Below are 13,056 nucleotides of genomic sequence, written 5' to 3' on the forward strand. Positions count from 1 at the left end.
CCCGCTAGCTGAAGAAGAGAACGGCACGTTCGGGTGAAGCTCGCTCCGGGTTTTCCTGACAGCCGCCCCAAACGGTGGCGCCGACTTAACCGCAACCGCGTTCCGTCGCGCCAGGGAGATCCCGCATTACAGCGTACTGAGCGCCGTCAGGCCTGCTTGCGATCATTGATGACTCGTCATTTCCAAGGGGCTCGCAGCAAGCGACGAGCCAACCATGGACCTTGATGCAGCAATGCCGCATGGACCTGTACCAGCTGCGCACCCGCGTTCAGGCGCCCCTGAAGATCGGCGGCGCTCTGAATTCCTCCAACCGACATCAGCGTAAGTCCCCCACCGCAGAAGCTGTGCAAATGCTCGATCTGCTCGCAGGCTTGCGCCTGTTGGCGCTGGTCTTGCCAGTCGTGGTAACGCTGGCGCGTTGCAGGCGGTCCTGGATCATGAGCGACGAGCAGGCCATCAAAGCCTAGTTCCAGCAGCAGACCTGCGAGTGAGAACGGAATTTGCGCTGGCAGGCAACGTAGCTTGGCAACCAACGGAACCCGACGATTGCCTGCCTGATTCAGGTGCTGCTGTTGTTGACGAAGCGCAGTGAGCAACTGACGCAAGCGCGCGTCCTGTTGTAATAGCGGTGCGCTGGCCGGGCCGATCAGGTTAAGCACCAGGTAGTCGGCATGCGGCCAGCCGTTACTCAGCATGGAGCACGCTTCGGCCGTTGATTGCGATGCGTCCAAGGTCAGGTTAATGCCAAGACGCGCGTCACCGTGGTGCGCAGGCGCCAGGCTGGCAACCTGATCGAAGGTCAGGCTGCCGATTTCATTGAAACCAAAACCCAGTGCGGCGACCCGACGACCGAGCCGTCCGCTGTGGTCGAAGCCGGCTGCGATACCCAATGGGGAGGGGAAGCGCAGGCCCATCGCCGTTACCGGACGGCTGATCGCAAGGGTGGGCATGTGGCATGCCATATCGACGAGACCCAGTGCGAGTCGCTGTGTCAGGTGCTTGCGCAGGGCGTGAAGATCGAATTTTTCAGCCATGGATGCGCTCGAACCGTGTCATGAATTCCACCAGTCGATCCACGCCTGCCAGCGGCATGGCGTTGTACAAGCTGGCGCGAATGCCGCCTACGGCAGCGTGGCCGGCCAGATGGTGCAGGCCGACATGCTCGGCTTCGCTGAGGAACGCCGAAAGCAGGCGCGGTTCGCGGAGCTCGAAACAGACGTTCACCTTCGAGCGATCCACGGCGGGCTGCCGGCAGTGATACAGGCCGCTGTGGTCAATGCAAGCGTATAGACGCCGGCTTTTTCGCTCGGTGGCCGCAGCCATCGCGGCGAGGCCGCCCTGATACTTGATCCAGCGCAGCATCAAGTTGGCGACGTACAGGGCGAAGGTCGGCGGAGTATTGAAGCGGCTCTGTTGCTCGGCCTGTACCGCATAACTCAACGCCGAGGGCAGCGAAGGTTGCGGTGGTTGCAGCAGGTCATCGCGCACGATCAGCAGACACAGTCCGGCGACGCCAAGATTTTTCTGCGCACTGGCATAGATCAGGCCGAAGCGCTCGACCGGGACTGATCGGGTAAGGAAGTCCGAAGTCATGTCGGCAACCAGCGGCACCGACAGTTCCGGGAAGTGCGGTAGTTGCAGGCCGTTACCGGTTTCGTTACTGGTGATATGGCAGTAGCCAGCGTTCGGGTCGCACTGCCAATCCTGAGCGGCTGGCAGTGCGGTAAAATTTTGTGTCGAGCCACTGGCCATGACACTGACTGGTGCGTGCCGTCGGGCCTCGACAATCGCCTTACGCGCCCAGTGGCCGCTTTCCAGATAGTCGGCGCTCTGTCCGGGCCGCAGCAGGTTGAGCGGCACCAGGCCGAACTGCGCCGAGGCACCGCCCTGTACAAACAGCACCCGGTAGTTTTGTGGAATCGACAGCAGCGTGCGCAAATCCTGTTCGGTCTCCGCCATCAGTTGCTTGAATGCGGAGGTTGTGAACGGCTGTTCAAGCATCGAGAAGCCACTGCGATTCCAGTCCGGCAGTTCGTCGCGGATCTGCGCCAGTACCGCGCTCGGCAGCATCGCCGGGCCGGCGGCAAAACTGTAGCGCTCAGTCTCAGAAGATATGCAGGCCATGACCACCGCTTGCCATCAAAAACAAAAGGGGAAAGGAGAGGATGGTGTTGCTGCGTGAGGAGAGGAAGGTGATCCGCGAGCAGCGTACCCGCTCCTCCAATGTCGCGGGTACGAAGCCGAGCAGCTTCTTCTGATGCGGCCAGAGCACCAACCAGAGGTTGAGCAGCATCAGCGTGCCGATCCAGGCGCCGAGGCCGATCACCGCCAGCGGCCCCTGCAACAACAGCGCATCGGCCAGCCAGCCGCGCTGCCAGAGCATCAACATGCCAGACACCCAGACCACGAGGGAGGCGTAGCGAAAGATGCCGTGCTCACGCTTCATCCGCGTCTCAAGATCGCGATTGAGCGTGGCGGTATCGATGCCGTTCTGCAACGGCACGAAACGCGGGTTCTGGATAAAGTTGGCGTAGTTGTGGCCGACCCAGACCAGCGCGAACAACAGATGCGCATAGCGAGCCAGCACATCGAGCACAGGCATTTGCATCGGCGCCTCCTAGATCAGTACGCGCAGCAGCAGGTAGCAGCCAAGCGTCAGCGCGAGCCCGGCGCTTACGGTGCCGCCAAACGAGTCATGGGGTAGTTTCAAATGCCACCCCCTGGCTGGCCTGACGGGCGATCAGCGTGCCTTGCGGGCGGGTCGCATCCTGCGCCAACTCCACGGCCTGGCGAATCAGCTGGTGATGGGGTGATTTGCTGCACGCCGGGTCAGTGTTTGCACCGTTGCCAGTCAGCAGCAGCGCTTGGCAGCGACAGCCGCCGAAGTCCTTTTCCTTTTCGTCACAGCTGCGGCAGGGCTCGGGCATCCAGGCATCGCCGCGGTAGAGGTTGAATACCGGCGAGTCGTGCCAGATCTGTTCCAGGCGCTGCTGACGAACGTTGGGAAATTCGATGTCCTTGAAGTTGGCCGCCTGCGAACAGGGCAGCACGTTGCCGTTTGGCGCAACCGTGACGTGAATAGCACCCCAACCGTTCATACAAGCCTTGGGCCGGCCTTCGTAATAGTCGGGAATGACGAAGAAAATAGTCAGTTGATCACCGTAGCGTGTGCGCGCCTGCTGCACTTGGTCTTCGGCGCGCTGCAGTTCTGCATGGGTCGGCATCAGTGCATCGCGATTGAGCAGCGCCCAGTTGTAGTACTGCACGTTCGCCAGTTCGAGGTACTCGACCCCCAGCTCGACGGCAAACTCGATAATGTCTGGCACCTGAGCGATGTTCTGCCGAGTAATAGGAACGTTGAGCACCATGGGAAACTCCATGGACTTGATCAACCGCGCCATCTTTATCTTGCGCTCCCACGCATCGACACCAGCCAGCTGACGTGCCACGTCACGGTCGGTGGACTGAAAGCCGAGCTGGATGTGGCGCAGCCCGGCGTCTTTCAAAGCGTGCAGCCGCGCTTCGGTCAGCCCTATGCCAGACGTGATCAGGTTGGTGTAGTAGCCCATGCCGTCGGCCTCACCGACCAACGTTTCGAGGTCCTTGCGCAGCGTCGGCTCGCCGCCGGAAAAGCCGATCTGCATCGCACCCATGGCGCGGGCCTGGGCCATCACGTCGATCCACTCGGCGGTGCTCAACTCATCCTGGCGGTATTCGGCAAAGTTGCGCGGGTTGCTGCAGAACACGCACTGCAACGGGCACTGGTAGGTCAGCTCCAATAGCAACCAAACGGGGTTGCCGTTGCCATCAAGCCTTAGCGCGGATCCAGCCTTTGCCATGGGATACCTCCAGGAAATTCAGGACGCCATTGCGGATCGCGTCGATATCGGATGCGTTGTAGCTATGAGCCAGCTGATCGATCAGCTCAGCGACGTTGGTCTTGCCGTCGCAGCGTTTCAAAATTTCTCCGCCGGTGGCGTTCAGTTTGACGATGCCCTCGGGATAGAGCAGGACGTGCGCCTGCTGCGATTCCTCCCAGCGAAACAGAAAGGGCGAGCGAATCTCGTAGCAGCTGAGGGACGAAATGTTTGTTGTTGTCATGTCTTTTATCCTCGCTCGACCGACGTGACGGCGGTTGCAATCACGCCGGTCGTGGGCTTAGCGCACGTAGACGTACGCGGTGACTTCAAAGCCCAGACGCAGGTCGCAGAAGTCCGGATCGATCCACTGCATGGCATATCTCCTTAGCAGGTGTTTTTTTGAAAAAACCAATGTTGCGCCTCGAAGCTAAGGCTCTTTGAGCGGTCGACTAATACGACTTTGGGATCGGTTTTACGGGCAGTTGGTCGCGCTTTTCTGGCGCGCTAAAAATAGTTACCAGGCGGCTGGCCGCCTTTGCGTATGGTCAATTGCGCCGGGTCTGTGGAGGCCTAATCTGGCAAGTTTTTTCGGGCAAATGGCTCACTTTTTAACGCACCAGGAAGCCGGCGGCGGCTGTGCACGCGCTGCGGTTTCTACTACCAAATGAGGAACGCTTCTGTTCCTTGGGTGCATTCCGGCCAAGCGGCTGGGTTGCCTAAGATCGTTCCATGTCCTGTCCATGTCCGGTCAGGCTCGACAAGCAGAAAAACTAGAGAGGCCGCTCATGATCTACGCCCAACCCGGTACGGAAGGCTCCGTCATTTCCTTCAAGCCACGTTATGGCAACTTCATCGGTGGTGAATTCGTGCCGCCGGTCAAGGGCGAGTATTTCGTCAACACCTCGCCGGTAAACGCTGAAGTCATCGCCGAGTTCCCGCGCTCCGGTGCCGAGGATGTGGAAAAGGCGCTGGACGCCGCACATGCCGCGGCTGACGCCTGGGGCAAAACCTCGGTGCAGGACCGCGCACTGGTGTTGCTTAAAATCGCAGACCGTATCGAAGCCAACCTGGAAAAACTGGCCATCGCCGAAACCTGGGACAACGGCAAGGCCATCCGTGAAACCTTGAACGCCGACGTTCCGCTGGCAGCCGATCATTTTCGCTACTTCGCCGGCTGCATCCGGGCACAGGAAGGCAGCGCCGCTGAAATCAATGAGCACACCGCGGCTTATCACTTCCACGAGCCGCTGGGTGTGGTCGGTCAGATCATTCCCTGGAATTTCCCGCTGCTGATGGCAGCCTGGAAGCTCGCTCCGGCCTTGGCCGCCGGTAACTGCGTGGTACTCAAGCCGGCCGAGCAGACGCCGCTGTCGATCATGGTCTTCGCCGAGCTGGTCGGCGACCTGCTGCCGCCGGGCGTGCTGAACATCGTTCAAGGCTTTGGCCGCGAAGCGGGGCAGGCGCTGGCCACCAGCACCCGTATCGCCAAGATCGCCTTTACCGGTTCCACCCCGGTTGGTTCGCACATCATGCGCTGCGCTGCCGAGAACATCATTCCGAGCACCGTGGAGCTGGGTGGCAAGAGCCCGAACATCTTCTTCGAAGACATCATGAATGCTGAACCTGCCTTCATCGAAAAAGCCGCTGAAGGTCTGGTACTGGCCTTCTTCAACCAGGGCGAGGTGTGTACTTGCCCATCGCGCGCACTGATTCAGGAGTCGATCTTCGAACCCTTCATGGAAGTGGTGATGAAGAAGATCGAGGCGATCAAGCGTGGCGACCCGCTGGACACCGACACCATGGTCGGCGCGCAGGCCTCCGAACAGCAATTCGACAAGATCCTGTCGTACATGGAAATTGCTCAGCAGGAAGGTGCTGAGATCCTCACAGGCGGCGCCGCCGAGAAGCTGGAAGGGGGCCTTGCGACCGGTTATTACGTGCAGCCGACCCTGATCAAGGGCCACAACAAGATGCGCGTGTTCCAGGAAGAGATCTTTGGCCCGGTGGTCGGGGTTGCGACCTTCAAGGATGAGGCCGAAGCACTGGCGATTGCCAACGACACCGAATTCGGTCTCGGTGCTGGCGTCTGGACCCGTGACATCAACCGCGCCTACCGTATGGGCCGCGGTATCAAGGCCGGTCGCGTCTGGACTAACTGCTATCACCTGTACCCGGCGCACGCGGCGTTCGGTGGCTATAAGAAGTCCGGTGTGGGTCGTGAAACCCACAAGATGATGCTCGACCACTACCAGCAGACCAAGAACCTGCTGATCAGCTACGACATCAACCCGCTGGGCTTCTTCTAAGCGCGACACTGCAACTTGAAAGACCCGGCGCGTTCGCTCCAGCGCGCCGGCTGACTTGCTCGCACGCAATCAGTGCGGGGACCCTCGGCCGACCGGGTGCGGCAGGTGGTCCATCAACGCAACGCGGCCCCCAAGGCCGCGTTTTTTTATGCCCTCGCCAAGCCCGGCGAGTAAGGGGCGAACTCCAACGCCCGTTGCACCTCAGATTCAGCATGACCCACGTTCACGAGGATTTGCTGATGCCCCAATTGCTAGAACCTGCCCAGCTGAATCAGCTGCGCCTGCGCAACCGCGCCGTGCTGGCTCCGATGACCCGCGTCAGCGCCGAGCCGGAAGGGCAACCCAATGAACTGATGCGCGACTACTACCAAGCGTTTGCCCAGGGCGGCTTCGGCATGTTAATTACCGAAGGCACCTATACGGACACCGCCTATAGCCAGGGTTATCTGAACCAGCCGGGCCTGGCCACCGAGGTACAACGTGATAGCTGGAAGCCGATTGTCAGTGCGGTCCATCAGGCGGGTGCAGCCATCATCGCCCAGCTGATGCACGGCGGCGCACAGACCCAGGGCAACATCCACCACGCCCGTCACGTCGCCCCATCAGCAGTCCAGCCTGGCGGGCGGCAGTTAAGCTTCTACGGCGGCGAAGGCCCTTACGCGACGCCGGCGGAGATAACCGAGGCAGAAATCCAGGAAGCGATTGCCGGCTTCGTCCAGGCAGCGAAACATGCACGCGACGCCGGTTTCGATGGCGTGGAATTGCATGGCGCAAACGGCTACCTGTTGCACGAATTCATGACTGCCGAGTTCAATCAGCGCAGCGATCGGTGGGGCGGCGATTACAAGGCGAGACTGACCCTGCCGCTGGAAATCATCCGCGCGGTGCGTGAAGCGGTCGGGACGGGCTTTGTCGTGGGTATGCGGCTGTCGCAAGGCATGGTCACCGACAGTCGGCTCAAATGGGACGGAGGGCTTGAGGCGGCGCGCTATCGTATCGCCACGCTAGCCGCCGCCGGGCTCGACTATATCCACATCACCGAAGCCGACATCAGTGCTCCGGCATTCGAGGAAAGTGAGAGTCTGGCGGCAATTGCCAAAGGTGCCGTCGAGATTCCGATCGTCGGCAATGGCGCCATCGGCACCGGTGATCAGGCGCAACAACTGCTCGATGCCGGCGTACTGGACTTCGTGGCGATAGGCAAGGCGGCGCTGGCCAATCATGACTGGCCGCTGCGTGTACAGGAGCAGGTCCCGCTGACCGCGTTCGACTTCGATATGTTTTCTCCGATGGCGACCATCACCAACGAGCTGGCCTGGCGCGGCACCCACGGTCGCTCCGCTGTGCGCCGCTGAACAATCAGGTTATCGCGCGTTATGAAAACGGAGGCAGTCGAGGCACTACCAATGCAGAGCGCTGTCTCCTTCCAAAGTACCATTCCGCTTTTGACGGAGCAGGGTGCTTAATGGGTTGTCGGAATAATTCCGCCATCACAAAAAAGAGGAATCAGCCATGTGGACTAAACCTGCTTTTACCGACCTGCGCATTGGTTTCGAAGTCACCATGTACTTCGCCAATCGCTGATTGATCTGCCCCGGCCCCGGTCGGGGCTCCGTTTTTTGGGAGCTGCCCATGTTCATCCAGATTTTAGGTTCTGCTGCTGGCGGCGGCTTTCCTCAGTGGAACTGTAACTGCGCCAACTGCGCCGGGCTGCGAAACGGCAGCCTGCGTGCCAAGGCTCGCACGCAATCGTCGATAGCCATCAGCGACAACGGCGAGGACTGGATCCTCTGCAACGCCTCGCCTGATATTCGTGCGCAGCTTGAATCCTTTCCCAAGCTGCAGCCGGCACGCGGACCGCGAGACACCGCGATTGGCGCCATCATTCTGCTGGACAGCCAGATCGACCACACCACCGGTCTGCTGACACTGCGCGAAGGTTGCCCGCACGAAGTCTGGTGTACGGAGATGGTCCATCAGGACCTCACCACCGGTTTCCCACTGTTCAACATGCTTGAGCATTGGAATGGCGGCCTGCGCTGGAACCCCATCGCACTGGAAGGCAGCTTCCGCATTCCGACCTGCCCGACTCTGGAGATCACGCCAATCCCGCTGCGCAGCTCTGCGCCTCCCTATTCGCCGCACCGTAACGATCCGCACCCTGGCGACAACATCGGCCTGCTGATCGTGGACCAGAACACGGGCGGTAAGCTGTTCTACGCACCGGGCCTCGGCAAGGTCAGCCCCGAGCTTCTGGAGCTCATGCGCAGCGCCGATTGCCTGCTCGTCGACGGCACTCTGTGGCGCGACGACGAAATGCGGGTACGTGAGGTAGGCACCAAGCTGGGCAGCGAGATGGGCCACCTACAGCAGAGTGGGCCGGGGGGCATGATCGAGGTGCTCGACAGCATGCCCGCAGCACGCAAGATACTCATCCACATCAACAACACCAATCCGATCCTCGACGAAGACTCCGCCGAACGCGCGGTGCTCGACGAGCACGGGATCGAGGTTTCGTTCGATGGCATGAGTATCGAGCTGTAGCCGGCATCCGCCCGCGATTCACCAGAGAACTCAGTGGCTGAAGGTGCTTGCCGGTGCCTGCCGGAACAGCCCGCACAACCCGTAAGGAAGTTTTTATGACCCTGCCAGCCATGACTCCGTCCGAGTTCGAAGCGGCGCTACGCGCCAAGGGCGGCTACTACCACATCCATCATCCGTTCCACCGCGCCATGTACGAGGGCCGCTCGACTCGCGAGCAGATTCAGGGCTGGGTCGCCAATCGCTTCTACTATCAGGTCTGCATTCCGGTGAAGGATGCGGCGATCATGGCTAACTGCCCGGATCGCGATACCCGCCGTGAGTGGGTCCAGCGCATCATTGATCACGATGGAAGCCCAGGCGAGGAGGGCGGCATCGAAGCCTGGCTGCGCTTGGCCGAGGCGGTGGGCCTGGACCGCGAACAGGTGCTGTCGCAGGAACTGGTGCTGCCGGGCGTGCGTTTCGCCGTCGACGCCTATGTCAATTTCGCCCGCCGCGCCGTCTGGCAGGAGGCTGCCAGCAGTTCACTCACCGAGCTGTTCGCCCCGACCATTCACCAGTCCCGTCTGGACGCCTGGCCCCAGCACTACAGCTGGATCGATGCGTCCGGTTACGACTACTTCCGCAAACGCCTGAAGGAAGCGCGTCGCGACGTCGAGCACGGCCTGCGGATCACGCTGGAACACTACAAGACGCGGGAAAGCCAGGAGCGCATGCTGAACATTCTTCAGTTCAAACTCGATGTTTTGTGGAGCATGCTGGATGCCATGAGCATGGCCTACGAACTGGATCGTCCGCCCTACCACACGGTGACGAGCGAGCGTGTCTGGCACAAGGGCATCACGTTCTGACTGCTTGGCTGGGTGACCTGTGATCGAGTGGCGGCAGCCCTCGCATATAAGCTGTAGGGCGGGCTTCAGCCCACAAGCCCTTACCGATGATGTTTTCACTGGCGAGACAGAGGACCATGAGCGCTACCCAACTGACCCAGATTCCGGTTTTTCGCCGCGGTTTCCGCTTCCAGTGGGAACCGGCGCAGAACTGCCATGTGCTGCTCTACCCCGAAGGCATGATCAAGCTGAACGAGAGCGCATCGGCGGTTCTGGGCGAGGTCGATGGCACCCGGAGCGTGGGGGCAATTGTCGCCGATCTGCAGAGCCGCTTTCCCGATGCCGAGGGCATCGAGGAGGACATCGTCGCATTCCTGGAGGTAGCCGTTGAACGGTTCTGGATCGAGCTTCGCTAAGCCGGGTTTTGAGCCCGGTCCGCCGCTGTGGCTACTCGCCGAGCTGACCTATCGGTGCCCACTGCAGTGCCCATACTGCTCGAATCCGCTGGATTTCGCCCGCAGCCATGAAGAGCTGAGCACAGCCGAGTGGATTGAAATTTTTCGTCAGGCGCGCGAAATGGGCGCGGCACAACTGGGCTTTTCCGGCGGCGAGCCGTTGGTTCGCCAGGATCTGGCCGAGCTGATCAAGGCGGCACGGGACCTAGGCTATTACACCAACCTGATCACCTCTGGCATCGGCCTGACCGAGGAGAAAATCGCCTCGTTCGCCGACGCTGGGCTCGATCATATTCAGATCAGCTTTCAGGCCGCCGACGAAGAGGTGAACAACCTGCTCGCTGGCTCGAAGAAGGCATTCGCACAGAAGCTCGCCATGGCGCGCGCAGTCAAGGCGCACGGCTATCCGATGGTGCTGAATTTCGTGACCCATCGGCACAATATCGACAATATCGACCGCATCATTCAGCTCTGCCTGGAGCTGGAAGCGGACTTCGTCGAACTCGCAACCTGTCAGTTCTACGGCTGGGCCGAGCTCAACCGCGCCGGCCTGCTGCCGAGCAAGGAACAGCTGGTGCGTGCCGAACGCATCACCAACGAATGGCGCGACAAGCTCGCTGCCGAGAACCACCCTTGCAAACTGATTTTCGTCACCCCGGACTATTACGAAGAACGCCCCAAGGGCTGCATGAACGGCTGGGGCAACCTGTTCCTCGATATCACCCCAGACGGTACGGCACTACCGTGCCACAGTGCGCGACAGCTGCCCATTACCTTTCCGAACGTCCGCGAGCAAAGCATCGAGCAGATCTGGAAGCACTCGATGGGCTTCAACAAATTCCGCGGCTTCGACTGGATGCCCGAGCCGTGCCAATCCTGCGATGAAAAGGAAAAGGACTTCGGCGGCTGCCGCTGCCAGGCCTTCATGCTCACCGGCGATGCGGCCAACGCCGATCCGGTGTGCAGCAAGTCGTCTTATCACAACAAAATTCTTGCAGCGCGTACCGAGGCCGAACAGGCTCCGCGCGGGCTGGATGAACTGACCTTCCGCAACGAAAAGGCATCAAAGCTGATTCTCAAGGTGTAGGTCCGTTTAGAGAGCGGCAGCCTGACCGACCGGAACCGACAGCAATGATCAAGACAGAAACGCCGTACGGCTTTTGGACGAGTGAATGGACCGCTGAAAAAGCGGCCTCGGCCAGCCGCGATTTCGCCGAGCTGCGTGCCGGACATGGCGGGTTGTTCTGGATTCAATACGACCCAGACGATGCTCGTTGCACCTTGTGGTATTGGCGCAACGGTATGACGCAGTGCCTGACCCCAAGGGGTTTTTCGCTGCGAAGCCGGGTATACGAATACGGCGGCGGTGCGCTTTGCTTGACCGATGGCGGCGTTGCGTTCGTCAACGAAAAGGATCAGCAGATCTATCTGCAAGCCGTTGACGGTTCGAACCCGAGCCAGCCTGCGCTGCTTACCTCGCGCCCAAGATGCCGTTACGGCGACCTGCAATATGATCACCGCCGAGGCGCGATCCTGGCGGTCGAGGAAACCCACCATGACAAGGGCGTCGAGCATCGACTGGTGAGCGTTTCGCTTGTAGGCGAGCACAAGCTGCTTGCCGAAGGCGCTGACTTCTATGCCGCGCCAACGCTGGATGCCGCTGGCGAGCGTTTGGCCTGGATTCAATGGCAGCGTCCCGAGCAGCCCTGGACGGCCACCAGCCTCTGGATGGCCAACTACGTGCCTGACGGGCGGCTCGATCATCCGGTGTGTCTAGCAGGCGCCGAGGGTACGGAATCGCTGCAACAGCCTTGCTTCGCCGGGGACGGCACGCTGTTTTGCCTGACCGACCGCGCCGGTTGGTGGCAACCCTGGCGAAGCCAGGGCGATTCAATGGTGCCGGTGGATCGCTTTGTCCACCATCGCTTCGACCACGCTCCCGCGCCCTGGCAATTAGCGACCATAAGCTACCTTCCACTCACCGAGGGTGCCTGGTTGTCGACCCGGCTAGTAGACGGGTACGGCTTGCTGTTCGAGCATGACGCTGAGGGCAACGAGCGACAGCTCGCGTCTAAGTACAGCCGTTGCCGTCAATTAGCCGTTGATGACCAGCACTACTATTGCCTTGCCGGAGCGTCGGACCGGACGCCTGCCGTGCTGGCGATCGACCGCCTCAACGAAGAGATCACGATACTGGCCGGCGGCGAACAGCCGTTGCCCGCCGAGCAGCTGTCCTGCGCGCAACCGTTCAGTTTTGCGACCGGCCAAGGGGAGGTTGCGCACGCTTTCCTCTATCCGCCCTGTAATGCGAACCACCGTGGCTTGCCCGGGGAGAAGCCACCGCTGGTTGTGTTCATGCATGGCGGGCCGACCTCGGCCAGCTATTCAGTCTTCGATCCGCGTATTCAGTACTGGACGCAACGCGGTTTCGCCGTCGCTGACATCAATTACCGGGGCAGCAGTGGATTTGGCCGAGCCTATCGGCAGCGTTTGCGCGGCAACTGGGGCGTGGTGGACGTCGAGGATGCCTGCGCGGCGGTTCAATCATTGGCCGTTCGTGGCCAGATCGATTCCGCGCGCACCTTCATTCGTGGCTCCAGCGCGGGCGGTTACAGCGCGCTCTGCGCGTTGGCCGTTGATGCGGGCTTTACTGGCGGCGCCAGCCTCTACGGGGTCAGCGATCCGATGGCCCTGCGGCGCGTAACGCACAAATTCGAAGCGGATTATCTGGACTGGCTGATCGGCGACCCGGAGCGTGACGCTCAGCGATACACGGAGCGGACGCCGCTTAACAACGCAGCACAGATACGGGTTCCTGTGATTTTCTTCCAGGGCGCGCTGGATGCGGTGGTTCTGCCCGAACAAACCGAGTCCATGGTGGACGCATTGCGCGAGCAGGGTGTGCGGGTGGAATATTGCCTCTATCCGCAAGAACGTCATGGTTTTCGCCAGGCAGCCAACCTGGCAGATGCATTGGAGCGCGAGTGCCGCTTCTATATGTCGCTGCTGGGTCGAACCGGCGGCCAGTAAAGCAGCCCTCGCACCGCCATGCTCCGATTTGCCG

Annotated in this window: 14 protein-coding genes; 8 read left to right on the plus strand and 6 right to left on the minus strand. The window is 60.8% G+C overall.

All coding sequences use genetic code 11. The features are described 5' to 3' along the window. Positions 1 to 176 precede the first annotated feature (176 nt). The 6 genes from BUE09_RS05955 to pqqA (BUE09_RS20840) all read right to left on the minus strand — a co-directional run bounded on the left by BUE09_RS05955 (position 177) and on the right by pqqA (BUE09_RS20840) (position 4,233). The gene (locus tag BUE09_RS05955) at positions 177 to 1,034 is read right to left on the minus strand and encodes a beta/alpha barrel domain-containing protein (protein WP_073299781.1); all 858 of its coding nucleotides are present in this window, start codon (positions 1,032 to 1,034) and stop codon (positions 177 to 179) included. Next, positions 1,027 to 2,124: a 3-phosphoserine/phosphohydroxythreonine transaminase gene (serC, locus tag BUE09_RS05960; RefSeq protein WP_073299782.1), complete on the minus strand. Its 1,098-nt coding sequence runs from the start codon at positions 2,122 to 2,124 to the stop codon at positions 1,027 to 1,029. The genes BUE09_RS05955 and serC overlap by 8 nt, the downstream gene beginning before the upstream one ends. Then, the gene (locus BUE09_RS05965) at positions 2,105 to 2,608 is read right to left on the minus strand and encodes a urate hydroxylase PuuD (protein WP_073299783.1); all 504 of its coding nucleotides are present in this window, start codon (positions 2,606 to 2,608) and stop codon (positions 2,105 to 2,107) included. Before BUE09_RS05965 ends, serC begins: the two co-directional genes overlap by 20 nt. An 85-nt stretch (positions 2,609 to 2,693) precedes the next feature. Further along, on the minus strand, positions 2,694 to 3,839 hold the full coding sequence (pqqE, locus tag BUE09_RS05970; protein ID WP_073299784.1) for a pyrroloquinoline quinone biosynthesis protein PqqE: 1,146 nt from the start codon (positions 3,837 to 3,839) through the stop codon (positions 2,694 to 2,696). After that, positions 3,808 to 4,101, minus strand: a complete 294-nt coding sequence (pqqD, locus tag BUE09_RS05975; RefSeq protein WP_073299785.1) for a pyrroloquinoline quinone biosynthesis peptide chaperone PqqD — start codon at positions 4,099 to 4,101, stop codon at positions 3,808 to 3,810. Before pqqD (BUE09_RS05975) ends, pqqE (BUE09_RS05970) begins: the two co-directional genes overlap by 32 nt. A 57-nt stretch (positions 4,102 to 4,158) precedes the next feature. Then, a complete protein-coding gene (pqqA, locus tag BUE09_RS20840; protein ID WP_003282509.1) occupies positions 4,159 to 4,233 on the minus strand; it encodes a pyrroloquinoline quinone precursor peptide PqqA in 75 nt (24 codons plus the stop codon). A gap of 412 nt (positions 4,234 to 4,645) precedes the next feature. Between pqqA (BUE09_RS20840) and exaC the strand changes: the two genes are divergently transcribed. The 8 genes from exaC (at position 4,646) to BUE09_RS06020 (ending at position 13,022) form a co-directional block, all read left to right on the plus strand. Further along, entirely contained in the window at positions 4,646 to 6,166 is a 1,521-nt protein-coding gene (gene exaC, locus BUE09_RS05985) for an acetaldehyde dehydrogenase ExaC (protein ID WP_073299786.1), read from the plus strand. 239 nt (positions 6,167 to 6,405) lie between these two features. Then, the gene (locus BUE09_RS05990) at positions 6,406 to 7,521 is read left to right on the plus strand and encodes an oxidoreductase (RefSeq protein WP_073299787.1); all 1,116 of its coding nucleotides are present in this window, start codon (positions 6,406 to 6,408) and stop codon (positions 7,519 to 7,521) included. A gap of 157 nt (positions 7,522 to 7,678) precedes the next feature. Next, complete coding sequence (gene pqqA, locus BUE09_RS05995; protein WP_003253598.1) at positions 7,679 to 7,750, plus strand: pyrroloquinoline quinone precursor peptide PqqA; 72 nt, start codon at positions 7,679 to 7,681, stop codon at positions 7,748 to 7,750. A 48-nt stretch (positions 7,751 to 7,798) separates the two neighbouring features. Next, the gene (gene pqqB, locus BUE09_RS06000; RefSeq protein WP_073299788.1) at positions 7,799 to 8,710 is read left to right on the plus strand and encodes a pyrroloquinoline quinone biosynthesis protein PqqB; all 912 of its coding nucleotides are present in this window, start codon (positions 7,799 to 7,801) and stop codon (positions 8,708 to 8,710) included. A 95-nt stretch (positions 8,711 to 8,805) separates the two neighbouring features. Continuing rightward, positions 8,806 to 9,558 carry a pyrroloquinoline-quinone synthase PqqC gene (pqqC, locus tag BUE09_RS06005; protein ID WP_073299789.1) on the plus strand — a complete coding sequence of 251 codons (753 nt, stop codon included), beginning with the start codon at positions 8,806 to 8,808 and terminating at the stop codon, positions 9,556 to 9,558. Positions 9,559 to 9,674: 116 nt separating this feature from the next. Continuing rightward, entirely contained in the window at positions 9,675 to 9,953 is a 279-nt protein-coding gene (pqqD, locus tag BUE09_RS06010) for a pyrroloquinoline quinone biosynthesis peptide chaperone PqqD (protein ID WP_073299790.1), read from the plus strand. Next, a complete protein-coding gene (gene pqqE / locus BUE09_RS06015; RefSeq protein WP_073299791.1) occupies positions 9,925 to 11,079 on the plus strand; it encodes a pyrroloquinoline quinone biosynthesis protein PqqE in 1,155 nt (384 codons plus the stop codon). Before pqqD (BUE09_RS06010) ends, pqqE (BUE09_RS06015) begins: the two co-directional genes overlap by 29 nt. A 44-nt stretch (positions 11,080 to 11,123) precedes the next feature. After that, positions 11,124 to 13,022: an alpha/beta hydrolase family protein gene (locus tag BUE09_RS06020; RefSeq protein ID WP_073299792.1), complete on the plus strand. Its 1,899-nt coding sequence runs from the start codon at positions 11,124 to 11,126 to the stop codon at positions 13,020 to 13,022. The last annotated feature ends 34 nt before the right edge of the window (positions 13,023 to 13,056 follow it).

The organism is Stutzerimonas xanthomarina DSM 18231, assembly GCF_900129835.1.
Taxonomy (GTDB): domain Bacteria; phylum Pseudomonadota; class Gammaproteobacteria; order Pseudomonadales; family Pseudomonadaceae; genus Stutzerimonas; species Stutzerimonas xanthomarina.

Bases quoted from the DNA above. Each gene is read 5' to 3' on its own strand.
- BUE09_RS05990 (WP_073299787.1), top strand. From the start codon at position 6,406: ATGCCCCAATTGCTAGAACCTGCCCAGCTGAATCAGCTGCGCCTGCGC.
- BUE09_RS06020 (WP_073299792.1), top strand. From the start codon at position 11,124: ATGATCAAGACAGAAACGCCGTACGGCTTTTGGACGAGTGAATGGACC.
- BUE09_RS05965 (WP_073299783.1), bottom strand. From the start codon at position 2,608: ATGCAAATGCCTGTGCTCGATGTGCTGGCTCGCTATGCGCATCTGTTG.
- BUE09_RS05955 (WP_073299781.1), bottom strand. From the start codon at position 1,034: ATGGCTGAAAAATTCGATCTTCACGCCCTGCGCAAGCACCTGACACAG.
- pqqD (WP_073299785.1), bottom strand. From the start codon at position 4,101: ATGACAACAACAAACATTTCGTCCCTCAGCTGCTACGAGATTCGCTCG.
- serC (WP_073299782.1), bottom strand. From the start codon at position 2,124: ATGGCCTGCATATCTTCTGAGACTGAGCGCTACAGTTTTGCCGCCGGC.
- pqqE (WP_073299784.1), bottom strand. From the start codon at position 3,839: ATGGCAAAGGCTGGATCCGCGCTAAGGCTTGATGGCAACGGCAACCCC.
- pqqC (WP_073299789.1), top strand. From the start codon at position 8,806: ATGACCCTGCCAGCCATGACTCCGTCCGAGTTCGAAGCGGCGCTACGC.
- pqqB (WP_073299788.1), top strand. From the start codon at position 7,799: ATGTTCATCCAGATTTTAGGTTCTGCTGCTGGCGGCGGCTTTCCTCAG.
- pqqD (WP_073299790.1), top strand. From the start codon at position 9,675: ATGAGCGCTACCCAACTGACCCAGATTCCGGTTTTTCGCCGCGGTTTC.
- exaC (WP_073299786.1), top strand. From the start codon at position 4,646: ATGATCTACGCCCAACCCGGTACGGAAGGCTCCGTCATTTCCTTCAAG.